26 protein-coding genes, 1 tRNA gene, 1 pseudogene and 1 riboswitch are annotated in these 25,327 nt (G+C 67.3%); of the genes and pseudogenes, 12 read left to right on the top strand and 16 right to left on the bottom strand.

The window, feature by feature from the left end; all coding sequences use genetic code 11:
- Positions 1 to 4 precede the first annotated feature (4 nt).
- The 5 genes and pseudogenes from galE to E7T10_RS14630 all read right to left on the bottom strand — a co-directional run.
- Positions 5 to 994: pseudogene (galE, locus tag E7T10_RS14650) on the bottom strand (UDP-glucose 4-epimerase GalE); the annotation flags it as partial.
- Positions 995 to 1,072: 78 nt separating this feature from the next.
- On the bottom strand, positions 1,073 to 1,339 hold the full coding sequence (locus E7T10_RS14645) for a hypothetical protein (RefSeq protein WP_039244738.1): 267 nt from the start codon (positions 1,337 to 1,339) through the stop codon (positions 1,073 to 1,075).
- A 216-nt stretch (positions 1,340 to 1,555) separates the two neighbouring features.
- Positions 1,556 to 1,630: transfer RNA gene (locus tag E7T10_RS14640), tRNA-Glu, on the bottom strand.
- Positions 1,631 to 1,682: 52 nt separating this feature from the next.
- Positions 1,683 to 2,864: a cystathionine gamma-synthase gene (metB, locus tag E7T10_RS14635; protein ID WP_137722368.1), complete on the bottom strand. Its 1,182-nt coding sequence runs from the start codon at positions 2,862 to 2,864 to the stop codon at positions 1,683 to 1,685.
- Complete coding sequence (locus tag E7T10_RS14630) at positions 2,861 to 3,913, bottom strand: homoserine O-succinyltransferase (protein ID WP_137722367.1); 1,053 nt, start codon at positions 3,911 to 3,913, stop codon at positions 2,861 to 2,863. The genes metB and E7T10_RS14630 overlap by 4 nt, the downstream gene beginning before the upstream one ends.
- Positions 3,914 to 3,988: 75 nt before the next feature.
- A riboswitch (SAM riboswitch) is annotated at positions 3,989 to 4,105 on the bottom strand.
- Between the two features lie 187 nt (positions 4,106 to 4,292).
- Here E7T10_RS14630 and E7T10_RS15810 point away from each other — a divergent pair.
- From E7T10_RS15810 to E7T10_RS14615, 4 genes are all read left to right on the top strand, one after another.
- Complete coding sequence (locus E7T10_RS15810) at positions 4,293 to 4,433, top strand: hypothetical protein (protein ID WP_168189957.1); 141 nt, start codon at positions 4,293 to 4,295, stop codon at positions 4,431 to 4,433.
- Between the two features lie 102 nt (positions 4,434 to 4,535).
- Positions 4,536 to 6,272: a Gfo/Idh/MocA family oxidoreductase gene (locus E7T10_RS14625; protein ID WP_137722366.1), complete on the top strand. Its 1,737-nt coding sequence runs from the start codon at positions 4,536 to 4,538 to the stop codon at positions 6,270 to 6,272.
- Positions 6,273 to 6,276: 4 nt separating this feature from the next.
- Complete coding sequence (gene thrB / locus E7T10_RS14620; RefSeq protein WP_137722365.1) at positions 6,277 to 7,230, top strand: homoserine kinase; 954 nt, start codon at positions 6,277 to 6,279, stop codon at positions 7,228 to 7,230.
- Positions 7,231 to 7,694: 464 nt separating this feature from the next.
- Positions 7,695 to 8,009 carry a CsbD family protein gene (locus E7T10_RS14615; RefSeq protein ID WP_017505700.1) on the top strand — a complete coding sequence of 105 codons (315 nt, stop codon included), beginning with the start codon at positions 7,695 to 7,697 and terminating at the stop codon, positions 8,007 to 8,009.
- 6 nt (positions 8,010 to 8,015) lie between these two features.
- On the opposite strand, the gene thrC is transcribed toward E7T10_RS14615, so the two are convergent.
- Positions 8,016 to 9,449, bottom strand: a complete 1,434-nt coding sequence (gene thrC, locus E7T10_RS14610) for a threonine synthase (RefSeq protein WP_246846049.1) — start codon at positions 9,447 to 9,449, stop codon at positions 8,016 to 8,018.
- Between the two features lie 184 nt (positions 9,450 to 9,633).
- Between thrC and E7T10_RS14605 the strand changes: the two genes are divergently transcribed.
- Positions 9,634 to 10,578, top strand: coding sequence for a retropepsin-like aspartic protease (locus E7T10_RS14605; RefSeq protein ID WP_137722364.1), 945 nt, complete (start codon positions 9,634 to 9,636; stop codon positions 10,576 to 10,578).
- A gap of 4 nt (positions 10,579 to 10,582) precedes the next feature.
- On the opposite strand, the gene pgm is transcribed toward E7T10_RS14605, so the two are convergent.
- The 3 genes from pgm to E7T10_RS14590 form a co-directional block, all read right to left on the bottom strand.
- A complete protein-coding gene (gene pgm, locus E7T10_RS14600; protein ID WP_137722363.1) occupies positions 10,583 to 12,220 on the bottom strand; it encodes a phosphoglucomutase (alpha-D-glucose-1,6-bisphosphate-dependent) in 1,638 nt (545 codons plus the stop codon).
- A 36-nt stretch (positions 12,221 to 12,256) separates the two neighbouring features.
- Positions 12,257 to 13,108: a neutral zinc metallopeptidase gene (locus tag E7T10_RS14595; protein WP_039244150.1), complete on the bottom strand. Its 852-nt coding sequence runs from the start codon at positions 13,106 to 13,108 to the stop codon at positions 12,257 to 12,259.
- A 78-nt stretch (positions 13,109 to 13,186) separates the two neighbouring features.
- Positions 13,187 to 13,576, bottom strand: coding sequence for a hypothetical protein (locus tag E7T10_RS14590; protein ID WP_137722362.1), 390 nt, complete (start codon positions 13,574 to 13,576; stop codon positions 13,187 to 13,189).
- A gap of 106 nt (positions 13,577 to 13,682) precedes the next feature.
- On the opposite strand from E7T10_RS14590, the gene E7T10_RS14585 reads away from it, so the two are divergent.
- Positions 13,683 to 14,249 carry a type 1 glutamine amidotransferase domain-containing protein gene (locus E7T10_RS14585; RefSeq protein ID WP_091749881.1) on the top strand — a complete coding sequence of 189 codons (567 nt, stop codon included), beginning with the start codon at positions 13,683 to 13,685 and terminating at the stop codon, positions 14,247 to 14,249.
- A gap of 14 nt (positions 14,250 to 14,263) precedes the next feature.
- On the opposite strand, the gene E7T10_RS14580 is transcribed toward E7T10_RS14585, so the two are convergent.
- Both E7T10_RS14580 and E7T10_RS14575 read right to left on the bottom strand, forming a co-directional pair.
- The gene (locus E7T10_RS14580; protein ID WP_137722361.1) at positions 14,264 to 14,914 is read right to left on the bottom strand and encodes a methyltransferase; all 651 of its coding nucleotides are present in this window, start codon (positions 14,912 to 14,914) and stop codon (positions 14,264 to 14,266) included.
- Positions 14,911 to 15,858 carry a fatty acid desaturase family protein gene (locus E7T10_RS14575; protein WP_137722360.1) on the bottom strand — a complete coding sequence of 316 codons (948 nt, stop codon included), beginning with the start codon at positions 15,856 to 15,858 and terminating at the stop codon, positions 14,911 to 14,913. Before E7T10_RS14575 ends, E7T10_RS14580 begins: the two co-directional genes overlap by 4 nt.
- A 127-nt stretch (positions 15,859 to 15,985) precedes the next feature.
- On the opposite strand from E7T10_RS14575, the gene E7T10_RS14570 reads away from it, so the two are divergent.
- The 3 genes from E7T10_RS14570 to E7T10_RS14560 are packed head-to-tail and all read left to right on the top strand — an operon-like array spanning position 15,986 to position 17,575.
- Positions 15,986 to 16,393, top strand: coding sequence for a hypothetical protein (locus E7T10_RS14570; RefSeq protein ID WP_137722359.1), 408 nt, complete (start codon positions 15,986 to 15,988; stop codon positions 16,391 to 16,393).
- On the top strand, positions 16,390 to 16,590 hold the full coding sequence (locus E7T10_RS14565) for a helix-turn-helix transcriptional regulator (protein WP_039244155.1): 201 nt from the start codon (positions 16,390 to 16,392) through the stop codon (positions 16,588 to 16,590). The genes E7T10_RS14570 and E7T10_RS14565 overlap by 4 nt, the downstream gene beginning before the upstream one ends.
- Before the next feature lie 37 nt (positions 16,591 to 16,627).
- On the top strand, positions 16,628 to 17,575 hold the full coding sequence (locus tag E7T10_RS14560; RefSeq protein ID WP_137722358.1) for an alpha/beta fold hydrolase: 948 nt from the start codon (positions 16,628 to 16,630) through the stop codon (positions 17,573 to 17,575).
- Between the two features lie 39 nt (positions 17,576 to 17,614).
- On the opposite strand, the gene E7T10_RS14555 is transcribed toward E7T10_RS14560, so the two are convergent.
- The 5 genes from E7T10_RS14555 to E7T10_RS14535 all read right to left on the bottom strand — a co-directional run bounded on the left by E7T10_RS14555 (position 17,615) and on the right by E7T10_RS14535 (position 21,333).
- On the bottom strand, positions 17,615 to 18,439 hold the full coding sequence (locus E7T10_RS14555) for a DUF3298 domain-containing protein (protein WP_210416119.1): 825 nt from the start codon (positions 18,437 to 18,439) through the stop codon (positions 17,615 to 17,617).
- 24 nt (positions 18,440 to 18,463) lie between these two features.
- Positions 18,464 to 19,495, bottom strand: a complete 1,032-nt coding sequence (locus tag E7T10_RS14550; RefSeq protein WP_137722356.1) for a UbiA family prenyltransferase — start codon at positions 19,493 to 19,495, stop codon at positions 18,464 to 18,466.
- A gap of 118 nt (positions 19,496 to 19,613) precedes the next feature.
- Positions 19,614 to 20,396 (bottom strand): GIN domain-containing protein, encoded by a 783-nt coding sequence (locus E7T10_RS14545; RefSeq protein WP_137722355.1) that lies wholly within the window; start codon positions 20,394 to 20,396, stop codon positions 19,614 to 19,616.
- Complete coding sequence (locus E7T10_RS14540; RefSeq protein ID WP_137722354.1) at positions 20,393 to 20,992, bottom strand: DUF1700 domain-containing protein; 600 nt, start codon at positions 20,990 to 20,992, stop codon at positions 20,393 to 20,395. The genes E7T10_RS14545 and E7T10_RS14540 overlap by 4 nt, the downstream gene beginning before the upstream one ends.
- Entirely contained in the window at positions 20,989 to 21,333 is a 345-nt protein-coding gene (locus tag E7T10_RS14535; protein WP_039244893.1) for a PadR family transcriptional regulator, read from the bottom strand. Before E7T10_RS14535 ends, E7T10_RS14540 begins: the two co-directional genes overlap by 4 nt.
- Positions 21,334 to 21,593: 260 nt before the next feature.
- Here E7T10_RS14535 and coxB point away from each other — a divergent pair, with 260 nt between their 5' ends.
- From coxB to cyoE, 3 genes are all read left to right on the top strand, one after another.
- Positions 21,594 to 22,571, top strand: a complete 978-nt coding sequence (gene coxB / locus E7T10_RS14530; protein WP_137722352.1) for a cytochrome c oxidase subunit II — start codon at positions 21,594 to 21,596, stop codon at positions 22,569 to 22,571.
- 17 nt (positions 22,572 to 22,588) lie between these two features.
- Positions 22,589 to 24,271, top strand: coding sequence for a cytochrome c oxidase subunit I (gene ctaD, locus E7T10_RS14525; protein WP_017505719.1), 1,683 nt, complete (start codon positions 22,589 to 22,591; stop codon positions 24,269 to 24,271).
- Positions 24,272 to 24,359: 88 nt separating this feature from the next.
- Positions 24,360 to 25,325 (top strand): heme o synthase, encoded by a 966-nt coding sequence (gene cyoE, locus E7T10_RS14520; RefSeq protein ID WP_039244888.1) that lies wholly within the window; start codon positions 24,360 to 24,362, stop codon positions 25,323 to 25,325.
- The last annotated feature ends 2 nt before the right edge of the window (positions 25,326 to 25,327 follow it).

The raw sequence follows: 25,327 nt of genomic DNA, 5'->3' as shown, positions 1-25,327 counted from the left end.
CGTGCCAGGCCCAGGCGCTGGCGACGATGGAGGCCAGGTCCGACCGGCGGGGCGCAAAGCCCAGCGCGTGGCGCGCCACGGTGATGTCTGAGACCAGATGCGGCGGGTCGCCCGCGCGGCGCGCCCCGGCTGCGTCTGGCAGTCGAAGGCCGCTGTGCGCCATGATCGCTTCCAGCACCTGCCGCACCGAATGGCCGCGACCTGCGCCCAGATTGCAGGCGAAGAAGCTGCGTCGGTCGCCGAGCAACTGATCTAGCGCCGCGAGGTGGCCCTGGGCCAGGTCGCAGACGTGAACATAGTCGCGCACCGCCGTGCCGTCGGGCGTCGGATAGTCGGTCCCATGAACGGCGAAATTGTCGACCTGGCCGCGTAGGGCCATCATGGCGCGCGGGATCAGATGGGTCTCCACCGGCCGATCTTCGCCGATCAGGCCTGACGCAGAGGCGCCGCTGGCGTTGAAATAACGCAGCGCGATCACATTCAGCCCGTGCGCGGCGCAGGCGTCCGACAGAATCTGTTCGCAGCCCAGTTTGGAACGGCCATAAGGGGTGACGGGCGCCAGCGGCGTCGCCTCGGTGATCGGATCGTCGCCGGGATCGCCATAGACGGCGCAGGTGCTGGAAAAGACCAGCCTGTTCACGCCCGCCGCCCGCATCCCGCCCAGCAGGCCGAACAGACCGCCGACATTGTTGCGGTAATAGTCCAGCGGCGCCCGCACGGATTCTGGGACGACTGACGAGCCTGCGAAATGCATGACGGCGCTGATGTCGTGGGCGATCAGGGTGTGGCGCACCTTGTCCGCGTCCTAGACATCGCCCTCGACCAGCGGTCCCCAACGCACGAACCGGCGTCGGCCCGTCGACAGATTGTCATAGGTGACGGGCCGATAGCCGGCGGCCGCCAGGGCCTCGCACACATGGGCGCCGATATAACCCGCCCCGCCTGTGACCAGGATCGTCTTCGCAGATGTCAGCGCCGATCCGACTTCGCCCATCCGCCCTTGTCGGATACCAATGGTCGGTAAATCAACCCCAAATCACCGGCGCATGTATTCAGGGGTGTGCGGCGACCCTCAGGGGATTGGCGAGAAGCTGCGCTCTTCGCGCAGGGCGCTGGCTTTCCGGACGGCGATCGGTGCGGCATGCAGCCAGTAGTCGGCGTCTTCGAGACGCTGCTCTCTGCGGCGCTCCAGTCCGCGCAGGCGGCGCAGGGCGGCGTTCTGGAGAAGGCGCGCATGCAGGGCGCGGGGCGACAGTTCGGCGATGGCGGGAGAGCCGGGGACGGCGACGGCGTCGGGGCCTTTGGGCTCCACCGCCGGGCGGGCGATGGCGATGAACATAAGGATCTCGGTGCAGGAGGAAGAGGCGCTTCTGCGCCGAGCTAACGAGGGGTTAACCACAGTGCCTGTGGATAGTTCCTGACTGCGTCCGAAAAAAGTCCATGAATCGAAAGGCTTACTGCCTGTTTCCGGACAAAATGGTTACCAAAATCTTAATCCGGGGTCGGAGCGTTCGCTCGACGATGTCCGGGAAGGGCGCTGAAAAGGCGCCGCCGGTGGCAGTCCCTAGGGGAGTCGAACCCCTCTTTTCAGGTTGAAAACCTGACGTCCTAACCGATAGACGAAGGGACCGCGGCCGGGGCGGCGCATTTGCCCCGGTTCGGCCCCTCCTGCAAGCAAAAAGTTACGCGGCCGCGGCGGTTGCGGGCACGAGGGCGTCCAGCGCCGGGAACAGGTCGGCGATCAGATCCTCGACATGCTCCAGACCCACCGACAGGCGCACCAAACCATCGCCGATGCCGGCGGTGGCCCGCTGTTCCGGCGTCATGGCGGCGTGGGTCATGGTGGCCGGGTGGGCGATCAGGCTTTCGACGCCGCCCAGCGATTCCGCCAAGGTGAAGATCTCCAGCGTCTCGACCAGATCGCGCACGGCGTCCGTACCGCCCTGCAGTTCGAAGCTGAGCATGGCGCCGGGTCCGGCCTGCTGGGCCGCGACCAGGGCGTTGTTGGGGTGGGACTTCAGTCCCGGATAATGGACAGCCTTGACCGCCGGATGGGCGGCCAGCTTTTCGGCGATCTTGCCCGCCGTGGCCTGTTGCCGCTCGATACGCGCGAACAGGGTGCGCACGCCGCGTAGGGTCAGATAGGCGTCGAAGGGCGAGCCGGTCACGCCGGTGCAGTTGGCCCACCAGGCCAGGGTCTGGTGATCCTCGGCGTCGGCCGAAATGACGGCGCCGCCGACCACGTCGGAATGGCCGTTGATGAACTTGGTCGTCGAGTGGACGACGAAGTCGGCGCCCAGCTTGATCGGGTTCTGCAAGGCCGGCGACAGGAAGGTGTTGTCACAGACCACCTTGGCGCCCGCCGCATGGGCGCGGGTGCAGATGTCGGCGACATCGACCAGGCGAAGCAGCGGGTTGGACGGGGTCTCGACCAGAACCAGTTTCGGCTTCAGGGCCAAAGCGGCCTCGAAGGCGACGGGATCGCCCTGATCGACCAGCAGCAGTTCGAAATGCCCCTTCTTCGCGCGGGCGTTCAGCAGGCGACAGGTGCCGCCGTAACAATCGTGCGGCGCGATCAGCAGGTCGCCCGGCTCCAGCAGGGTCAGCGGCAGGTCAACCGCCGCCATGCCGGTGGCGGTGATGACGCAGCCGGCGCCGCCCTCCAGCTCGGTCAGGGTTTCGGCCAGCACGTCGCGGGTCGGATTGCCCGAACGGCTGTAGTCATATTTCCGCTTCTGATCGAAGCCGGCGAAGGAATAGTTGGACGAAAGATACAGCGGCGGCATGACCGCGCCATGGGCCGTGTCCGTATCCACGCCCGTGCGGGCGGCGATGGTGTGCGGATTGGCGGGGCGGGCGGTCATGCTTTGATATCCTTCAAGGCGGCGCGGAGGATGTCGCCGACGAAGGCGTCCTCCTTCAGAAAGGCGTCGTGGCCATACAGGGAGGGCGCCTCGACGAAGCGCCACAGGGTCGGCAACCGCGCGGCCAGTTCGCGGATGTCGTCGATCGGCACCAGCCGGTCGGAGGTGAAGCCGATCAGGGTGACGGGGGTCTTGATGGCCTCGGGCGTCACGCTGTGGCGATCCAGGGAGTCGGACATCGACAGCCAGCGGGCCGGGGTGGTGTGGGTGCGGTAGGCCTGGCCCCGCGCCGTCAGATAGTCGCAGACGGGATAGGCGCCGCCGACGGCTGTGGGCGCGGTGGTGTCGAAGCGGTCGTCGAACTCCTCGGCCGTGCGATAGGTGGTCATGGCCAGTTCGCGGGCCAGGGCCACGCCCTCCTCGGGACGGCCGGCGGCGACGGCGAACTGCAGGATGCGGCGCTGGATGCCACGCCAGGCGGTGGCCTGGGGATGGGCGCGGTGGGCGGCCGACACGATGATCAGCTGCTCGGCCCAATCGGGGAACAGTTCGGCGAAGGCCAGGCCGACCATGCCGCCGTACGAGCAGCCGACGAAGGCGGCGACGCGCTCGATCTTCAGATGGTTCAGCACCAGGGCCAGCAGGCGGGCCTGATCCTGGGTGGTGATGGTGACGGGCTTGTCCAGGAACTCGGCGCCGGGGGCGAAATCGACGGCCAGGACCTGAAGCCGGCTAAGATCAATGGGCCCGCGCACCGATACGGCGCCTGACCACCAGCCCAGGCCGTTGGTTTCCGTCCGGTGGACGAAGCGGCCGGCCGAGATGCCGCCGGCGACCACAACGACGGGGGCGCCGATCCGGCCGTGCAGGCGGCCGACGATATTGGGCTGGTTCAGCTTTTCGCCCGAGGCGAGGCGGAAGTCGGCGGGAATGGGAACGATGACGTCGCGGGCGCCGCCGCGCTCACGCGGCGGTTCGCGGACAGGGGTGATGGCTGTCGCGCGGCGACAGTCGGGGTCTTCGAGCAGGGTGGTTTCGGCCAGTGTCATCGTCGTTCCGCATCGTTCTCGCTCAGCAAGTCTCGATGCGGTGACAGAGCGTGGAGCGTCGTCTCGTCGATGCTCCACTCATCTCTCGCGACCCCGAAGGACCCCGCAGGAGTTGGCACCGTTTCGAGCTGTGAGACCCGATGGTTGCCCCAGCGTCAAAGGGCCTAATCCCTCGGCTGGTCTTGATGAGTGACTTTACGTTGATGACCGAGGCGGCGCCGGTCAAGCGAAAAATTCAACCTCATTGACGGCATCTGTCGACACCGTGGGGGTGAAAACGCACCATAAGCGTCTTGTCGTGAAAAAATCATCCACGACGACTTGACAGAGCGGGGGTCGTCCGATCACCCTGACATCAGATTTCAACCGGACCTGCCCTGTGCAACAGCGCTCGCTCATCGCCGAAGTTTCGACCGTCGCCGGCCTCGCCGCGACGCGTTTCGGCATGATCCTCGGCGGCGCGATTATCGGCGGTACCACCGGCACCACCACCATGCCCGAACGGGCGGGACGAGTTTAGCGCGCCGAACCCCGGCAACCGCAGAACCCGAACCCCGCCCGGTCCGCCAGGCGGGGTTTTTCTTTTCACCCCACCCCATCCCGACTATTCCCGAGAACCCCGATGTCCGCCCAACTCGCCGTCGTAGAAAAATCCGAAAGCCTCGATCCCAGCAGTCAGCCTGCGCCGGAGGTCGTGGTGCTGAAGTTCGGCTCGTCCATCCTGCGCAGCCCGGCGGAGGCGCCGCTGGTCGCCTCGGCCGTCTATGGCCATGTGCGGGCGGGCCGAAAGGTGGTGGCGGTGGTCTCGGCCTTCGGCGGGGCGACGGACCGACTGTTGGGAGAGGCGAGGGCGCTGGGTCTGGCCCATTCCAACGACCTGCTGCCCGGCTATGTGGCCTTGGGCGAGGAAAAGTCGGCGGCCCTGGTGGCCATCGCCTGCGACCGTATCGGGCTGGACGCCTGCGCCCTGTCGGTGCGGGAACTGGGCATCGTGGCGGAGGGCGAGCCGGAGCATTCGCGCCCCTGCGGCCTGCGCCCCGACCACCTGAAACAGGCGCTGGATCGGCACGAGGTGGTGGTGGTGCCCGGGTTCGGCGCGGTGCGGCCGGACGGCAAGGTGGCCCTGCTGGGACGCGGCGGATCGGACCTGACGGCGGTCTTCCTCGCAGCCGAGTTGGGGCTGAAGAAGGTGCGATTGGTCAAGGACGTGGACGGCCTTTACGACCACGATCCCAACGACAAGACCGCCCCGGCCCTGCGCTATCGCCGCGCGTCGTGGGACGTGGCGCGCAAGCTGGGCGGCGCTCTGGTCCAGCATGACGCCATCGACCTGGGCGAAGGCCGCGGGGTCGAGATCGAGGTGGCGGCGCTGGATCGCGCCGACGGCACGGTGATCGGCGACAAATCGGCGCCGCCCGGCCCCGCGCCCGCCCTGCCGCCGCTGAAGGTCGCGGTCGCCGGATGCGGCGTGGTCGGCGGCGGCGTGCTGGCCAGGCTGCTCGACGATCCTCGCTACGAGGTCGTGGGCGTGCTGGTGCGCAACCCGACAAAGGCCCGCGACGTGGACTGTCCGGCGTCATTGTTCACCTCGAACCCGGCGGACCTGTGGGCCAAAAAGCCCGACATCGTGTTGGAGGCCCTGTCGGAAGGCGAGGCGGGCCACGCGGTGATCCGCGCCGCGCTCGAGGCCGGCTGCGATGTCGCCAGCGCCAACAAACAGGCGGTCAGCCGCGATCCGGGCGGTCTGCAAGAACTGGCGAAAGCCAACGGACGGCGCATCTTCTGGTCGGCCTCGGTCGGGGGCGGATCGCCGATGATCGAGACGGTCCGCGCGGCCCGTGCGGCCGGCGAGGTGGTCGGCTTCGAGGCGGTGCTGAACGGCACGGTCAACTTCATGCTGGAGCGGCTGGGCGACGGAGCGGCCTTCAACGAAGCCCTGGCGGACGCCCGTGCGGCGGGCTTTGCGGAGGAGGATCCCTCCTCGGATCTGGAAGGCCTGGATGCGGCGGCCAAGGTGCGGTTGCTGTGCCATGAGGCGTTCGGCCGTTCGCCCGACGGCGAGGTGCCGCGCGATCACCTGACGGAAACGACCTCGGCCGCAGGCGGCGTGCGCCAGATCGGCGCCGCCCATCTGAAGGACGGGGTGATCCGCCCGTCGGTGTCTCTGAACGCCGATCATGGCGATCCGCTGTTCTCGACCCTGCGCGGCGAGGGCAATGCGCTGAAGGTCTACGGCGCCGACGGCCGCGTGTGGCGCTGCCGGGGCCGGGGCGCCGGGCGTTGGGCCACGACCGAGAGCATCATGGCGGACCTGGCCGAGATCGTGCGTGCACGGCGCGCCGATGCGGGCCTAAACTAAGGCCATGGCCGTCTTCACCCCCGTTTCCACCGCCGACGCTGACGCGTTCCTGGCCGGCTACGACATCGGCGAGATGGTCGAGCTGACGGCCATCGCCGAGGGGGTGGAGAACACCAACTATCGGCTGGACACGACGCGCGGCCGGTTTGTGCTGACCCTGTTCGAGGGGCGGACGGACGAAGCCTCGCTGCCCTTCTGTTTGGGGCTGACGGCGCATCTGGCGGCGCGCGGCTTTCCTTGCCCGACGCCGATCGAGGACCGGTCGGGAGCGTGGCTCGGGCGGTTGAACGGCCGGGCGGCGGCGGTGATCGAATGGAAGACCGGCGCCTGGCTGCGCACGCCGTCATCGGCCGATCAAGCGGCGGCGGGCGCGGTTCTGGCGCGGCTTCATCTGACGGCGGCTGATTTTGATCTGGAACGCGCCAATCCGGTCGAGCCGGCCATGTGGCGTCGGCTGGCTGATCGCTGCGTCGAGGGGGAAGGGCGGGCGTCCGACGCGGATCGCGCGCTGATTGGACAGGTCCAGTCGACGCTGGCGCGCTTGGGCGATCCCTTTACGGCCGATCTGCCGGGCGGGGCGATCCATGCCGACTATTTCCCCGACAATGTGCTGTTCGAGGACGGCGCCGTGTCGGCGGTGATCGACTTCTATTTCGGCTGCACGGGCGCCTTCGCCTATGACCTCGCCATCGCCCTGTCCGCCTGGGGCTTCGACGCCGAGGGGCGGGCCATGCCTGACGCGCTGGCGGCGTTTCAGCGCGGCTATGAATCCGTGCGGCCGCTGAACGCCGCCGAGCGAGCGGCCTTGCCGCGCCTGGGCGAAGCGGCGGCCCTGCGGTTCACCGTGACGCGGCTGCACGACCGGATATTCCACGATCCCGCCAATCTGGTGACGCCCAAGGATCCGGCGGTCTTCCTGCGTCGGATGGACCACTGGCGGGCCGTCGAGCCGGCCTGAGGCGGGCCAAGAAACAGAGTGCAATGTGTGCACTTCGTCTTAATCGGGAAATTGCGCTGCACCGGGAAAACAGGTGCAAAGTGTAAGAAAGTGCAATCTTGCGGGACTGTGATGTCAAAGACCGGAGCGGCAGTGTCTCACGGTTTTGGGTCTGTATGGTCGATTGTCGCTGGTGGTCGGCAAGTGATTGTATGCACAATGCCAATGTGCGGAAGAATAGGATGGATGTCACATAATCCGTCACCCTCGGGCTTGATCCGAGGGGCGGGCTCCACGCCGCTTTGCGCCAATGGTGATGCACAGCCCGATCTGCGTCCGGTCCTCGGGTCGAGCCCGAGGATGACGGCGAGAGTGAGGGGTATGGTGCTGAGACGCCCTGCGTCCGCGCGTCGCTGGAACCGAAAGCTTGGCCGGGATTTTGATGGTGCAACGGCGAAGTCCGCCGCTCCCCGAGGACGAAGATCATGACTGACGAAACCATCAACGGCGCCGCCTCGCAGGCGCAAGGCAAGTTCCAAAAAGGCGTCGGCAAGCTGGTCGGCGACCAGAAGCTGCAGGTCGAAGGCGCCTATAACGACGCCAAGGGCCGCTCGCTGGAAACCTTCGGCAAGGCGATGGATTCGGTCGATCGCCTGGTCGAGAAGGTCCCCGCCGACTACCGCGACAAGGCCCGTACCGTCGCGGCCGAGGCGCGCAAGCGTCCCCTGGTCACGACCCTGTCGGTCGCCGGCGTCGGCCTGCTTCTGCTGCGCGCCCTGACCGGCGGCGGTCGTCGCTAAGACGTTTTAGTGGCGGTCTGAAAAGGCCGCCACGGCGTCACGCGTTGCGTCCATCGTCCCATCGACGATCGTCAACCGCTCGGGCTTGTCGCCCAGGGCGGCGATGACGTTTGAGGGTTCCGGTTCGAAGCCCAGGACGTTCGAGACGAAGTCGCCGAACTTGGACGGGTGGGCGGTGGACAAAACGACGACGGGGCCTTTCGAGCGGTCCTGGCGACGCGCGGTGGCCAGCGCCACAGCCGTATGCGGGCAGATGACACGACCCCAAGCCTGATAGGCGTGGGTGATCTCGGCGCGCGTCTCGTCCTCGTCGATGGAGACCGCCGAGACCTGGGCGCGAAGAGCGGCCAGCAGGTCCGGACCGAAGGCGATGGCGCCGTCGCGGGCGAAGGTTTCGAACACGGTGCGCGTCGCCTCGGCGTCGCGGCCCGTCGCCTCGAACACCAGCCGCTCGAAGTTGGACGGCGCCTGCACATCCATGGAAACGCTACCGCTTTCGACCGCCGGACGGCGCGAATACAGGCCGTCATTCAGGGCGCGGGCCAAGGCGTCGTTCTGGTTCACGGCCGCGACGAAGCCGTTCGACGGCAGGCCCATTTTCGTGGCCGCGATGCCGGCGAAGGCGTCGCCGAAGTTGCCGGTCGGCACGACGAAGGTCGCGGCCCCGCCCAACTGGGCCGTGGCGGAGACATAGTAGGGAATCTGGCCGGCCAGCCGCGCCCAATTGATCGAATTGACCGAGGACAGGCGGCCGCGTTCGCGCAAGGCCTCGTCGGCCAGCAGTCCCTTCACCAGACGCTGGCAGTCGTCGAAATCACCGCGGACGGCCAGGTTCAGGACATTGTCGGCCTCGACGGTGGTCATCTGTTTGCGCTGAATCGGCGAGACGCGGTCCAGCGGGTGCAGCACGACCAGATCGACTGACTTGGCGCCGGCGAAGGCGCGCACGGCGGCGGCGCCGGTGTCGCCCGAGGTGGCGGTCAGAATGGTCAGGCGCTCGCCCGAGGCGTCCAGGGCGTCGTCCGTCAGGCTGGCGACCAGCTGCATCGCCAGGTCCTTGAAGGCGGCGGTCGGGCCGTGGAACAGCTCCAGCACGAACAGCCCCGGCTCCAGCTCGACCAGAGGCGTGACCAGCGGATGGTCGAACCCGGCGGTCAGTCGGTCCAGCGCACGCTCCAGCGCGCCGTCGGGCAGGGCGTCGCCGATGAAGGGGGCGATGGCTTGCAGCGCGATGGACTGGTAGTCGGCCTTTCCGGTCCAGGCGGCGGGCGACAGGCTGGGCCAGGCGGTCGGCATATAGAGGCCGCCGTCGGGCGCGATGCCGCGCAGCAGGGCGTCGGTGAAATCCGTTTCGGGCGATTGGCCTCGGGTCGAGACGTAGCGGGCGCTGGAGGTGCTCATGACGCCGATGGTCGTAGCCAGACGAGGCGGCGGCGTCACCCGCTTTTTGGATGATTTTGTCGGGTTTTCGCGGGCTGTGGCCGGACAATCCGCTTCCGAGCTTAGAAGTGGTGGTTCAGGCGCACATTTTTGCCGCTTCGGCCGCAACGTCATCGGTCCTGCAAGAATGGTTGCGACATCGCCCCGCTGGCGCGGATCGCCGCGACGGTCCATGTCAGGAGCCATGAGACGACGCGATCTTCTGATCCGGCTGGGGCTGGTCGCCGGCGGCGTGGGCGGGGCCTGGTGGCTGCGCGACCATGTGGTCTGGCGCGGGCCGACGGTCGCCTTCGCAGCGAACGGCTCCAGCGGCTGGCTGCCCTATGCCGAGCCGCGCGCGCCGACCCCGACGGTCGAGGTGACCGTGAACGGACAACCGGTGCGGGCCCTGATCGATTCGGGGGCGCAGTATTCGGTCATCGACCGGTCGCTGGTCGAGCGGCTGGGCCTGACCAACGTCTTTGACATCCCGATGGTGGCTTATGGCGTCGGCGGCGACGCCCAAGTGGGACGGGGGACGACGCTGGATGTGGCGATCGGCGGCTTGCGGCTGACCGGATTGCGCGCGGCGATCCTCGGCCTGGGGCCGCTGGCCAGCGATCAGGGATTGGGCGCGGCGCTGATCCTGGGACAGGACGTGCTGCGCGAACTGGTGCTGGAGCTGGACACGGCCGAGCATCGGGTCCGGTTCCTACCGCGCGAGGGCTGGGCGCCGCCGTCGTCGCTGAAGCCCGTGCCGGTGACGCGGGCCGGCAAGGCCCTGCAGGCGGGCATCACCCTGGAAGGGGCGACGGTCAATGCGGTGATCGACACCGGCGCCTCGGCTGTGCTGGCCGTGACGCGCGAGACGGCCGAGGCCGCCGGGCTGCTGGACGGCCGCGAACGCACGCCGGGCCAGAGCATCGTCCTGGGCGGCACGGTGCGCGCAGAGACCGTCGTCGTGCGCACCCTGACCATCGGCGACGAACTGTATCGTCAGGCGACGGTCGCCATCTATGACGACGTCGCGGTCCCGGGCTTCCCCAAGGCCCTGGTCGGCATGGCCGCGTTCGAGAACCGGCGTCTTGCGCTGGACCTGGGCGGCCCCGGCCTGTTCGTCGAACGGCCGATGGAGATTAGGGTCGGCTAGGCGATCAGCCCGCCAGCGCCGTCGCCACCACGGCCCTGGCCTCGGCCTGAACGGTCGCCAGATGGTCGGGGCCGAGGAAGGATTCGGCGTAGATCTTATAGACGTCTTCAGTGCCCGAGGGGCGGGCGGCGAACCAGGCGTCGGCGGTGACGACCTTCAGCCCGCCGATGGCCTCGCCGTTGCCGGGGGCCTTCGTCAGGATGTCGGTGATCGGCTGCCCGGCCAGGGTGGTCGCGGACACGTCCGAGGGGCTGAGGGCGGCAAGCCGGGCCTTTTCCGACCGATTGGCCGGAGCATCGACGCGGGCGTAGGCGGGGGCGCCGTAATGGTCGGTCAGGCCGTCGTAGATTTGGCTGGCGCTCTGGCCGGTGCGGGCCTGGATTTCGGCGGCCAGCAGGCACAGGAGGATGCCGTCCTTGTCGGTCGTCCAGACTGTGCCGTCGTGGCGCAGGAAGGAGGCCCCGGCCGATTCCTCGCCGCCGAAACCGACTGTTCCGTCCAAGAGGCCGGGCACAAAGTGTTTGAAGCCGACGGGAACTTCCAGCAGGCGACGGCCTAGGCCGGCCACGACGCGGTCGATCATGGACGATGAGACCAGGGTCTTGCCCACCGCCACGTCCGCGCCCCAGCCGGGTCGGTTCGCGAATAGATAGGCGATGGCGGCGGCCAGGAAATGGTTGGGGTTCATCAGGCCCGCGTCGGGCGTGACGATGCCGTGGCGATCCGCGTCGGCGTCGTTGCCGAAGGCGACGTCATAGGCCGAGCCGCCCTTCATCATGCCGATCAGACCGGCCATGGCGCTGGGCGATGAGCAGTCCATGCGGATCTTGCCGTCGGCGTCCAGCGGCATGAAGGCCCAGCGCGGATCGACGGCGTCGTTGACGACGGTCAGGTCCAGTCGGTGGCGCTCAGCGATCTCGCCCCAATAGGCCACGGCCGCGCCGCCAAGAGGATCGGCGCCGATACGGACGCCGGCGTTGCGGATGGCGTCCAGATCCAGCACGTTGGGCAGGTCGTCGATATAGGCGGACAGGTAGTCGAACCGGCCCGCCGCCGCATGCGCCCGGGCGAAGGGAATGCGGCGCACCTCGGTCAGGCCGCCTTCGATCAGCTGGTTGGCGCGGGCGGCGATGGCGGAGGTCGCCTCGCCTCCGGCCGGGCCGCCGGAGGGGGGATTGTATTTGATGCCGCCGTCTCGGGGTGGATTGTGCGACGGGGTGATCAGGACGCCGTCCGCCTGCCGGCTATTCGTGCGGTTGTGGGTCAGGATGGCGTGCGAAACGGCCGGCGTGGGGGTGAAGCCGTCACGGGCGTCGATCAGCACCTCGACCCCGTTGGCGATCAGCACCTCCAGCGTCGTGCGGAAGGCGGGCTCCGACAGGCCGTGGGTGTCGCGACCGAGGAACAGCGGGCCATCAACGCCCTGGGCCGCGCGGTATTCGGCGATCGCCTGGGCGATGGCCAGGATGTGAGCCTGGTTGAAGGCGCCGTCCAGGCTGGATCCCCGGTGGCCCGAGGTGCCGAAGACGACCCGCTGCTGAGGATCGCCCATGTCGGGACGGGTCGTCTCATAGGCGCCGAGCAGGGCGTCGAGATCGATCAGGTCTTCGGGGCGTGCGGTCGTGCCGGCGCGGTCATGCATCGTCAGTCAATCAATCGTTCTGAAGGGGCGCGGCGATCAGGCGCCGCTGAAGGTGTCGCACGAGGCAGGGTCGCCCGACTGATAGCCGCGCTGCAGCCATTCGACGCGCTGCGCCGAAGAGCCGTGGGTGAAGCTCTCGGGAGAGACGCGGCCGCCGCTGCGCCGTTGCAGGGTGTCGTCGCCGATGGCCTGGGCGGTCTTCATCCCCTCTTCGATATCGCCGGGCTCGAGCGCGACCTGACCGTTGGAAACGGCCGAGGCGTTCCGGGCCCAGACGCCGGCGTAGCAGTCGGCTTGAAGCTCCAGCGCCACCGAATACTGGTTGGCTTCGGCCTGACCGGAGGCGCGCTGCTGGGCCTGGCGAACCTGATCCGAGGTTCCGGTCAGGGTCTGGACGTGATGGCCGAATTCATGGGCGATGACATAGGCGCGGGCGAAGTCGGCGCCCGAGGCCCCGAGCTTGTTCTCCATCTCCTGCCAGAAGCCGAGGTCGAGATAGACCGTCTTGTCGGTCGGGCAGTAGAAGGGGCCCATGGCCGACTGGCCATAGCCGCAGCCGGTGGGTGTGCCTTGTTCGTAGATGACGACGTTGGGCCGCTGATAGCCTTCAAGCTTCTGCGACCAGACATCATCGATGTTGGCGCCGATGACATCGACGAAACGACCGGCCTGATCCTTCGGCGTGCCGACCTGACCCTGCTGTTGCTCGGCGCCGACGCCGCCGAATTGGCTGGCGAGTTGAGTCGTGGTCGAAGGATCGATGCCGAAGACCAGATAGCCGATAATGGCCAGAACGCCGACGCCCAGGCCGCCGCCCGCGATGGCTCCGCCTCCTAGACCCCGTCGATCCTCGACGCCGCCGCCCGTCCGTCCACCCTGCCAGCGCATGCCCTATCCTCCGCCCGATCCTGGTTAAGCTAGGCAGGAACGCGGGTGCAAGGGAAGGGATGCGTCAGTTCGGACGCTTCATTGGGGGCGGGCAAGCCAGTTGTCGATCTGGCTCATGCCTTGGGCTGTCTGCTGGCGGCGTTCGGCGGCGGACTGGCGCAGGGCCCGCTCCTGCTCGGGGCTGTAGAGCGGGCGGGGCGGCAAGGTCTGGGCGACGGTCGGTTCGCGTGCGCCTTCGATGGCGCGCAGGCGAAGCTGGGTCTCGATCTGCTGTTGACGCGCCTGATCGGCGTTCGACTGCGCCTGAGAACGCAGACGGTCGTTCTCATAGCGGTGCTGGTCGGCGATGGCGGCGGGGACGCCCCCCGGATAGGCGCCGTAGGGGCGGCCGGCCTGCGGATAGGTCTGGGTCAAGGCCGGCGTAGCGGCAGCGGCCAACAGGGCGGTCAGGGTCAGGAGCGATCGCATGGATACGATGTGGGGGCGCGGGTCATCATCGCCAAGCGGAACCGCAACCCTTTGAGTCTTTGTGGGTTCATCCCGCCGAACCCTTTTCACGAACGGAGCATTCCTCATGGCCCAATCCCTTTCCGGCAAGACCGTCGCCATCCTGGCGACCGACGGCGTCGAGCTGGTCGAGCTGAATGAACCGATGAAGGCGCTGAAGGATGCGGGCGCGGTGGTGGAGATCGTGTCGCTGAAGGCCGGCGAGTTCCAGGGCTTCGACCATCTGACGCCGGGCGACAAGGTCACGGCCGACAAGGCCGTGGCGGCGGTCGACGCCTCGACCTATTCCGCCCTGCTGCTGCCGGGCGGCGTGGCCAACCCGGACCTGCTGCGGGCGGACCAGGACGCCGTGAAGTTCGTTCGGGCCTTCTTCGACGCCGGCAAGCCGGTCGCCGCCATCTGTCACGCGCCCTGGCTGCTGATCGAGGCGGGCGTGGTCGAGGGGCGCACCATGACGTCGTTCGAAAGTATCCGCACCGACCTGAAGAACGCCGGGGCCAACGTGGTCAATGAGGCGGTGGTGGTGGATCAGGGCCTGGTGACCAGCCGCTGCCCCGACGACATTCCGGCCTTCAACGCCAAGATGATCGAGGAATTCGCCGAAGGCCGCCACGAGGGGCAGGCCGCCGCTTAAAGGAGGGCCGCAGCCTAAGGCATCGCCCAGACGGAGGATCGCTTGATCTCCTGGTCCTCCAGCTCGCGCGAAGTCGGGACGCGGTACTCGGCCAGAAAATCCAGGCCCGTGCGTGGGAAATAGGTGCGTCCCGGATCGCCGATCAGGACCCGCGTTCCCCTGGCGCGGGCCTGGGCCAGCCAAGACAGAACGGCGTCGGTCATCGGACGCTCGTAGCAGATATCGCCTGCGCAGATGACCTCCACATCCGGCGGGGCGGCGTCCAGCAGATTGGTCTGGGTGAAGTCCAGCGTCACGCCGTTCGCCGTCGCATTGGCGGCGACGGCGGCCTGACAGAAGGGATCGATGTCGGCGCACAGGACATGGGCCGCCCCCGCCTTCATCGCCGCCACGCCGACCAGGCCCGAACCGGCGGCGAAGTCCAAGACGCGCTTGCCGGCTATCTCCTGCGGATGATCCAGCAAATACCGGCTCAGCGCCTGTCCGCCCGCCCAGGCGAAGGCCCAGAAGGGCGGCGGCACGCCCATCTCGCCCAGCTCTTCTTCCGTCAGCCGCCAGATCGGTGTGATCTCATCGGCCAGCCACAAGCAAATCTCCGGCGCGTGCGGCACGGGTTGAAGCCGGGTGTTCTCACGGATGAAGGCGGCGGGATCGAGAACGGTCATTCCGGCTGGCGCGTAACAGCCTTCAGCACGCTGGCATAGCCGGGCGCGACCTCCATGGCCCCGGCCTGCGGCTTCGCATGAATGGCGCGGTGCAGGCGCGGCAGCTTCCAGCAGGGCACATGCATGAACAGGTGATGCTCGGCGTGGTAGTTGACCCAGTAGGGCGCGATGAAGGCGCGTTCCCACAGGCTGGCCCTGGTAGTGCGAGCGGCGCGAAAAGGGTCGGCCGACGAACCCTCGACGCAGGCGTGTTCGGCGATGTTTCGCAGGCGGGTCACCATCGGAAACCACGTCGCCATCGGCAGCAGCCACAACACGAAAAAGGCCCACCAGACGCCGGCGGCGATGAAGCCCGCCAGCAGGACCGCGTTGAAGGCGAGGAAGGGCAGGACGGATCGGCCCGTCACGATCGAGTCGTAATCAGGGGCGCCATCATCTCGGGGGCCGCTTGAGCGCGCTTTGGCCAGCGGCAGCAGCACCCGCTGCTTGAAGAAGGTCTGCCCGGTCAGGTCACGGATCAGCTTGCGGCGCAGCGAGGTCGGGCTGACGGGAAAGGGCGCCGACAGCATCAGATCGGGATCCTCAGCCTGCTGGGCGAAGCGATGATGCGTCAAATGATAGGGGCGATAGGCCTTCAGGCTGGCGCCGATCGGCACGGCGCATAGCCAGTGGCCAAGAAAATCGTTCAGCCGGTTCGACTTCGACAGCCCGCCATGCGCCGCTTCGTGCATCAGAATGGCGAGGCCCAGCTGACGTGCGCCGACGATCATGATGCACAGCGGGATCAGCCATGGGATCAGCACGCCGACGAGAACAGCCAGGGCAATAACCGCCCAGCAGTGGACCACCAACAACGGGCCGGCCCAGGCCGAGCGCCTCTGAAAAGGCTTCCACTCCTGCGGTGTGAACAAGGCCGACGGGGCGATGCGTGGGGCGGCGGACATGAGACGAGTCTAGCCGCGGAAGCCCCTCTGGAAAAGCAACCGAGAAATGTTGGGCGCGCCTGACAAAAAGTCAGGTTGACATGACATGGGCATGATGTCAGGTTGTCCTTACAGAGGGAGACAACGCATGATGAAAGCATGGAATAGCGGCACACCGGCCTATCGGCGCTATCTTATCCGCACGATGGCGTTCACAGTCCCATACGTCGCGATTTGCGTGGCGATGATGACGACAGACGCCTTCGACGAACTGATGGGCAAGCCGGCGGCTTGGATCCTGGCGGCGGCGGTGTCTGCGCCGGTGATCGGGCAGATCTGGGCGACCTTGGCGCTGATGCGCGAGAGCGACGAGTTCGTGCGCGGCATGACGGCCAAACAGTTCATCATCGCGGCCGGACTGGCGTTGGCCGTCGCCGCCTTCTGGGGCTTCGGCGAGAGTTTCGCCGGCGCGCCGCACATGCAGACCTGGCTGATCGTGCCGGTCTTCTGGGCGCTGTACGGCCTCGTTTCGCCCTTCATCCGGAGCAGCCGATGAAGAACCGCCTCAAGCTTCTACGCGTCGAGCGCGGCTGGACCCAGGAACAGATGGGGCAGGCGCTGGGGGTGTCGCGCCAGGCGGTGATCGCGCTGGAGACCGAGCGGCACGATCCGTCGCTGGACCTTGCCTACCGGATCGCCGCCGTCTTCGAACGGCCAGTCGAAGAGATATTCGAGAACCCGCACGCGGGCTGAGCGAAAAGTCAGAATAACCTTACAATTGGAGACTGTGATGTCGAACCTCATTCGCCCTTGCTGGGGCGTCTTCGCCCCGTCGCGCCTTGCCGTCATCCTGGGCGTCGTGATCGCCTGTGCTGTGGCCGGAGACCAGGCCCGCGCCCAAGCCGCGCCCCCTGTCGCGTCTGTCGCCGCGCCCTTCGTGTCGGACCGGCTGTCGGTCGAGGTGGTGGGCCAAGGCCCTGACGTGATCCTGATCCCCGGACTGGCGTCTTCGCGTGAAGTGTGGCGCGCGACAGCGGATCGGCTGAAGGCGACGCACCGCGTGCATCTGATGCAGTTGGCCGGGTTCGCCGGCGAACCCTGGACGCACGGCGACGGCGCCTTCGTCCAGCCCGAGGTGGATGAACTGGCGCGCTACATCCGCCAGGCGCGGCTGGATCGGCCCGCGGTGATCGGCCATTCGATGGGCGGTCTGAGCGGACTTCTGCTGGCGCAACAGCAGCCTGATCTGGTCGGGCGGGTGATGACGGTCGACTCGCTGCCCTTCTACAGCGCCATGTTTGGGCCGACCGCGACGGCAGAGAGCGCAAGGCCTTTCGCGGATCAGGCGGCCAGCATGATCCTTTCGGCGGACACGGCGAGCTTCCGCGCCCAGCAGGAAGCGACGGCGCAGGGCTTGTCGCGCACCCTGTCGGAACAGGCTCGGATCATGGCGTGGTCGCTGGCGACCGACCGACACGCCATGGCCTCGGCGATGAAGGATGTGATGACCACCGATGCGCGGCCGGGGCTGGCGGACATGACGACGCCGGTGACGGCGCTTTACGCCGCCGATGCAGACGGCGGGGCGCCGGCGGCGGTGGCCGATGCGATGTGGACGAAAGAGTATGCGGCCTTGCCCGGCGTGACCCTGATCCGCGTCGATGGATCGCGGCATTTCATCATGGCCGATCAGCCCGAGCGGTTCGCCGAACTGGTGGACGCGTTTCTGGCGAAGTGAGCCTTGACGATCCTCCCCCGCAGGCGGGGGAGGATTGGTTCAGCCGTTTTTCGGCGTCACGTCGCCGGCCTTGACCGGCGCGCCGTCGAACTGGTCGGCGTAGGCGGGATTGAGCAGGGCGCGGAAGACGCTCTGCGGCAGGGCGATCCAGTAGGGGCCGTCCGAATAGGGGCCGATCTGATACGGCCCCATCAGGAAGGTCACGCCGCCCGCCTTGCCCGGCGTCGTGCCCGGCGTCAGCACGAACGGGGTCGAGACGGCCTTGGGGCAGGTCCACATCTTGCCGTCCAGGGTCGCGGCCTCCGAGCCCGGCGACCGGGCCTGTTTGGCGGCGTTGGCGGCGGCGCACAGGGCCTTGTCCAGAACCGACAGGTCGGCGCCCGGCCGGAACAGGTCGGCGAAGCCCAGCCGCTTGTTGGTCGTCTTGTCCCAGATCACGGCGTCGAAACTGGTGTTGGGATGGGCGCCGCCGGTGAACTCGAAATCGGTGCGGGCCAGGCTGACCAGCTTGCCGGTCTCGGCGCCCGGCGCGAAGGCGATGGTCTTCTCATAGGGGTTGGGGCCGCCGCCGGCCTCGCTGAGATCGGCCTGGGCGCCTTCCTCGAACTGCTTCAGATCGCGCACCGTGTCGGCATAGAGGGCGGCGTGCAGGGCGGGCGAGGTCTTGATCGCCTGGGGCAGGGTCAGTTTGACGGCGGCATAGGGGGTCTTGCTGTCATAGCCGACGGGAGTGTTCGACATGGCCGGCGCAGCGGCCGGGGCCTGTGCGGCCGGCGCCTGGGCCTTGTCTTCCGTGCGCTGGCAGGCAGCCAGGGTGGCGGCGATGGCGGCGGACAAAAGCAGGATGCGGGCGGTGCGCGACATGGGAAACTCCATCATCGGGGGGGATCACAGGGAGATCGAGCCAAGGGCGATGGCGGCCAGCAGGATCAGGCCGGCCTCGCGATTGGACTTGAACAGTTTCAGCGCCAGGGCGCCGTCGTTGCGGTCCAGTCGGATGACCTGACACGCCAGATGAACGGCGTAGATCACCAGGCAGAGCCCGAACAGCGGCCCAAGTCCCGCGGCGAAGCCGGCCAGGGCGGCCAGGATTACGGTCAGGCCATAGAAGACCGCCACGCCGGGTCGCACGGCCGAGGCCAGGCGGCGGGCCGAGGATTTTACCCCGATCATGGCGTCGTCCTCGATGTCCTGAAGCGCATAGATGGTGTCGTAGCCCAAGGTCCAGAAGACGCCGCCGATCCACAGCAGGACGGCGGGAAGATAGGCCTGCCAGGCCAAGGCGATCGCATGACCGCTGTCGCTGGCCGGGGACCACAGAAAGGGCCGGAACTCGCCGGCGAGATCGGCGGGCAGCAGCAAGGCGGCCGCCGCCAAGGGCAGCGCGGCGGCGAACCCCATCAGGGCGCCCCAGTTGAACGTCAGGCCCAGCCAGGCCTGGGGCCACCAGGTGATCCGCTTCATGAACGGATAGGCCGCGACCAGGCCCAGCGACGCGACGCCCAGCCCGATGGCGACGGTCGGCAGGGTCAGCAGGATCAAAAGGCTGATCAGGCTGCACGCGACGACGAAGGCCCAGGCTTGCTTCACGGAGATGCGGCCAGACGGAATGGGGCGCTGGGCGGTGCGGGCGACTTGGGCGTCGAAATCCCGATCGACGATATCGTTGAAGGCGCACCCGGCCGCTCGCATCAGACAGGCGCCGATGCCGAAACCGACGAACAGCCACAGATCATAGAGACCCGGCGCCTGCCGATATTGCGCCAGGGCTAGGGCGATCCCCTGCCACCCGGGCAGCAGCAGCAGCCAGATGCCGATGGGCCGGTCGAACCGTCCCAGCTTCAACCACGGCTTCAGCCCCTCCGGCGCATGGCGGTCGACCCAGTTGGCGCCGGCGTCGGGGAGGGGAGCGAAAGTCATACGGCTGACTTAGCGCGTAGGGCCCGAGGGGTGAAGGCGTCGCTCCCTGTTTCGAAGGATGGCGTATGAAAAAGGGGCTGGCGGATCCAGCCCCTTTCCACGCTGATCGGTGTGACCGTCAGTCCTGATAGACGTCGCCGGAGCCGGAGACGGTGCTGTTCAGGTTGGCGGGGCGGGTGGCCAGGGCCACGTCGCCGGAGCCGGCGATGGCGACCTTGACGTCGCCGGTCGGGGCGATGCGGGCGTCGCCGGAGCCGGCGATGTCCACCCAGGCGTCGCGGGTCGCCAGGTCGCCGAGGGACGCATCGCCCGAGCCGGCGATGTCCAGCTTCAGCTCGTCGGTGCGACCCGAGGCGGTGACCTCGGCCGAGCCGGCGATGTCGAGCGTCAGCGACGGCTGGTCATAGCCGGTGATCTGCAGGTCGCCCGAACCCTTGGTGTTGAAGCGGTTCACCTTGGGCGCGGTGATGACGACCTTCAGTTCGTCGCGCTCGGAGCGGGCGGAGAAGTTTCCGTTGCTCCAGCCGAAAACGACCCGCTCGTCGCCGTCGCCCAGATCGAGGCGGCCATCGACCAGCCGGACCCGGTCGGTCAGACCCTTGGGCCCGGTGATGACGACGGTGTTGGCGTCGCCTTGGATGTATTCGACGTCGATGCTGGAATCGACGGTCAGGGTCTCGCCGCCGGTCCAGGGGAGGGTGCGGGTGGTGAGCGGGCCGAGATCGTCGGTCCCGCCGCCCTTGACCCGCTCGAACCGGATGGTCTCGCCGTCCTGGTCCTTGATGGTCCAGGCCCAGCCGTGGCGCTGGAGGTCGTGGCCGCCGATCGCCAGCGCGCCGCCGACGGTGACCAGGCATAGCACCAGGGCGGCGCCGGCGATGATGAACAGGGTGCGGATCATGCCGAGACTCCCGAGGTCGAGTTGGATTGAACGCTGGTCGGCTCAAGCGCCGGCTTCAGCAGGCGGTAGTGCAGGCGGGCGAACCAGACGACGCCGTTGACCAGCCAGATGGTGAAGATGGTCAGCAGGGCGCCGATGAAGACGGCGCCGGCCATCAGGCCCAACCCCATCAGGATCGCCGCGAACGGCCCGCCGGGGAAGCCGGCGAAGGGACCGGCGACCATGATCACGCCGCCTGCGATGAACAGGCCGATGGCGGCGAGGAAGAAGCCGAACACGGTCCCGATCACGCCCATCAGCAGGGGCAGAAGGATCAGGATGTCCAGCGCCCCCAGGCCCAAGACCGCGAAGACGGCGCCGGCGGCGGCGGAAGGGTTCTTCTCCTGATGCCAGCGCTGGATGCCGGCCTCGGCTTTCAGTTCGCGAGCCAGGCGGACCGGATCGCCGAGCGCGGAGGCGACCTCGGCCTCGGTGCGGCCGGCGGCGATGCCGTCGTCGAAGTGGGTCTGATAGTCGGCGATGATGTCGTTGGCGGTCGTGGTCGGCAGGCCGACGAGGCCTTCCTTCAGACGATCGATGAATTCGGCGCGCGTCATTGAGCGGCTCCCTGATCGGCGTCGTTCGCCACGATGGCGTCGACGGCCTTGGTGAAGGCGGACCATTCGGCAGTCTGGGCGGCGAGGGCCCCCCGGCCCGCTTCGGTCAGTCGATAGTATTTGCGTGACGGCCCGGCGGAGGATTCGACCAGATAGGTCTCGACCTGTCCTTCGGACTGCATGCGGCGCATCAAGGGGTAGATCGTGCCTTCCCCCATATCGATCGCGTCCGACAGGCGGCTGGCGATCTCATAGGCGTAGCTGTCCGCCCGGTTCAGAAGGGCCAGGACGCAAAGCCCCAACACGCCCTTCTTCAGCTGTATCTCGATAGTTTCTGGCACCTCGGCTCTCCCGTTGATAGCCATTGACTACGGCAAGGTATCTTGTGACGCAAGGTAGCTGTCGAAACATGACAGCGATTTAATCGAGGCCGGCTGAAGGCGGCTTTGCGGCGTGGGCGCCGTTGATCGCTTGGCAAGCCGAAAGCGATCCGATAGGTGACCGAGAACGCCGGGCGTGGGAATCGCGCCAGCGTGATCTCTTGCGAGCCATTCGCAAGTATCTGCTGCATAACGGTTTTATGGGGAAGTCTCATATGGGGATGGGCAAGCGAGCCCAAGGGACGTTGAAGAAGGCCGCGACTTGCGCGTCCTCCATCGTTCTGGGCGCCGGACTGGCGATGTTCGCTGCGGCGCCGACGTGGGCGCAGGACCTGATGGGTCAGCCGACCCCGGGCGGCATCACGCTGCAACCGGCGGCCTCGCCGCTGAAGCATGATGCGCACTTCTTCCACGACGTGATCCTGATGCCGATCATCACGGCCATCACCCTGCTGGTGCTGGGCCTGCTGGCGTGGATCGTGTTCCGCTACAACAAGAAGGCCAATCCGACGCCCGCGCGCTGGAGCCACAACACCACGATCGAGATCATCTGGACCGTGCTGCCGGTGCTGATCCTGGTCTTCATCTCCCTGTTCTCGTTCCGCCTGCTGTTCGCCTATCACGACATGCCGTCGCCGGACCTGACGGTGAAGGTGACCGGCAACCAGTGGAACTGGGCCTATGAGTATCCGGACCAGGGCGTCGCGGAATACATCTCCAACATGCTCCCGGAAGAGGAAGCCAAGGCCAAGGGCGTGCCCTATCGCCTGGCCGCGACCGAGCCGATGGTCGTGCCGGTCGGCAAAACGGTGCAGTTGGTCATCACCGCCTCGGACGTCATCCACGCCGTCGCCCTGCCGGCGTTCGGCCTGAAGACCGACGCCGTTCCCGGCCGCATCAACACCACCTGGTTCAAGGCCGAGCGCACCGGCGTCTTCTATGGCCAGTGCTCGGAACTGTGCGGCGTCGACCACGCCTTCATGCCGCTGGAGATCCGGGTCGTGACCCAGGCCCAGTTCGAACAGTGGATCGCCTCCAAGGGCGGCTCGATGACGCCCAAGGTCGCCGCAGCCGCCGCTCCGGCCGCAGCCGCGCCTGCGCCCGCCGCCGACGCCGCGACCCCGGTCGCCGCCCCCGTCGGCGCCACCGCCGACCAACCCGTTCCCGCCGCGGCGTCCGCCGCGCCGGCCGCCCAGTAAGAGGCGAACAGAGACACATGGCTGACGCTACCGTAACCCGCGACGCGACCCACATCGGTCACGCTCACGACGACCACCATCACGACCACAAGCTGGGCTTCTTCACCCGCTGGTTCCTGTCCACCAACCACAAGGACATCGGCACCCTGTATCTGATGTTCGCCATCATGGCGGGCATCGTGGGCGGCGCCCTGTCGGGTCTGATCCGCTGGGAACTGGCCGAGCCGGGCATCCAGATCTTCAAGGAGGGCTCGTCGATCCAGCTGCTGGGTCTCGTGGAGCAATCCAAGCACGGCTATAACGCCGTCGTCACGGCCCACGCCCTGATCATGATCTTCTTCATGGTCATGCCCGCCATGATCGGCGGTTTCGGCAACTGGTTCGTGCCGATCATGATCGGCGCGCCGGACATGGCCTTCCCGCGCATGAACAACATCTCGTTCTGGCTGCTGGTCGCCGCCTGGTGCCTGCTGATCCTGTCGATGTTCACCGACGGCGGACCGGGCAAGGGCTTCGGCGGGGGCTGGACGGCCTATCCGCCGCTGTCGACCACGGGCCACGTCGGCCCCGCCTTCGACCTGGCCATCTTCGCCCTGCACGTCGCGGGCGCCAGCTCGATCCTGGGCGCGATCAACTTCATCACCACCATTTTGAACATGCGCGCGCCGGGCATGACGCTTCACCGGATGCCGCTGTTCGCCTGGTCGGTGCTGATCACCGCCTTCCTGCTGCTGCTGTCGCTGCCCGTGCTGGCCGGCGCCATCACCATGCTGCTGACGGACCGCAACTTCCACACCCACTTCTTCGATCCCGCCGGCGGCGGCGACCCGATCATGTACCAGCACCTGTTCTGGTTCTTCGGTCACCCGGAAGTGTACATCCTGATCCTGCCGGGCTTCGGCATCATCAGCCACATCGTCTCGACCTTCAGCCGCAAGCCGGTGTTCGGATATCTGGCCATGGCCTACGCCATGGTGGCCATCGGCTTCGTCGGCTTCATCGTGTGGGCGCACCACATGTACACGGTCGGCATGAGCATCAATCTGCGCGCCTATTTCATCGCCGCCACCATGATCATCGCGGTGCCGACGGGCGTGAAGATCTTCAGCTGGATCGCCACCATGTGGGGCGGGTCCATCAGCTTCAAGACGCCCATGCTGTGGGCGATCGGCTTCATCTTCCTGTTCACCGTCGGCGGCGTGACCGGCGTGGTCCTGTCGAACGCCGGCATCGATTACAGCCTGCACGACACCTACTATGTCGTGGCGCACTTCCACTATGTGCTGTCGCTGGGCGCCGTCTTTGCCATCTTCGCGGGCTTCTACTACTGGTTCGAGAAGATGTTCGGGGTGAAGTACAACGAGTTCCTGGGCGCGACCCACTTCTGGATCATGTTCGTGGGCGTGAACCTGGTGTTCTTCCCGCAGCACTTCCTGGGTCTGCAGGGCATGCCGCGTCGCTACATCGACTATCCGGAAGCCTTCACCCTGTGGAACCACGTCTCGTCGATCGGCTATGCCGTCACCGTCGTTGGCGTGATCGTCTTCCTGATCATGCTGGTCGAGGCGGCGATCCGTCGTCGTCCGGGCGTCGCCAATCCGTGGGGCGAAGGCGCCACGACCCTGGAGTGGACCCTGTCCTCGCCGCCCCCGGCCCACCAGTTCAACGAACTGCCGGTCATCAAGGCGGAAGAGCACTAAGCCTTTCCAGCGATCTGAAATCGAAGGCCGCTCTTTCCGTCGGAAGGGGCGGCCTTCTTCATTCGGGTATGCTATGCGGCCCTCACCGATGACCGAAGTTCAGACCCGCCCCGCCATCTCGACCGCCCAGCCGGAGGATTTCTTCCAGCTGCTGAAGCCGCGCGTGATGTCGCTGGTGGTGTTCACCGCCGCGACCGGGCTGATCGTCGCGCCCGGATCGGTCAATCCGCTGGTCGCAGCCATCGCCATCCTGTGCATCGCCGTTGGGGCCGGGGCGGCCGGGGCGCTGAATATGGCGCTGGAAGGCGAGACCGACGCCCTGATGCGGCGCACGCGCGGCCGGCCGGTGGCGGCGGGACGCGTGCGCAAGAACGACGCCATGGCGTTCGGCGTCATCCTGAGCCTGTTTTCGGTCATGCTGCTGGGGATGAATGCGAACTGGCTGGCGGCGGGTCTGCTGGCCATGACCATCGTCTATTACGCCGGCTTCTACACCCTGCTGCTGAAGCGCCGGACGCCCCAGAACATCGTCATCGGCGGGGCGGCGGGCGCCTTTCCGCCCGTGATCGGCTGGGCGGCGGCGACGGGCCATGCGCCGTGGCAGGCCTGGCTGCTGTTTCTGATCATCTTCCTGTGGACCCCGCCGCACAGCTGGGCGCTGGCGCTCTATTCGGCCGGCGACTACGCCAAGGCGGGCATTCCGATGATGCCGGTGGCGCGCGGCGCCAAGTCCACGCGGCTGCAAATCCTGCTCTACACCCTGGTCTTCGTGCCGGTCGCGATCGCCCCGGCCTTCGCGGGCCTGGGGGGGATCATCTATCTGGTCGTGTCGGTCGCGGGCGGCCTGGGCTTCCTGGGCTTGGCGGTGCGTCTCTATCGCTCACGCGCGGGCGACGAGCCGGACAAGGCCGAGGCCGTGGGACGCGAGGCCGCATTGTATGACGTCAAGGTCCAGGCCAAACCGGCGCGGGACCTGTTCGCCTTTTCCATCCTCTATCTGATGGCGCTGTTCTCGGCGCTGCTGGTCGAGGCCCTGTCCGGTCTGGGAGCGTAAAA

This window comes from Brevundimonas sp. SGAir0440, from assembly GCF_005484585.1.
In the GTDB taxonomy this organism is placed as follows: domain Bacteria; phylum Pseudomonadota; class Alphaproteobacteria; order Caulobacterales; family Caulobacteraceae; genus Brevundimonas.
Note: the sequence above shows the minus strand (reverse complement) of the source record. Positions and strands in the feature narration are given on the sequence as shown.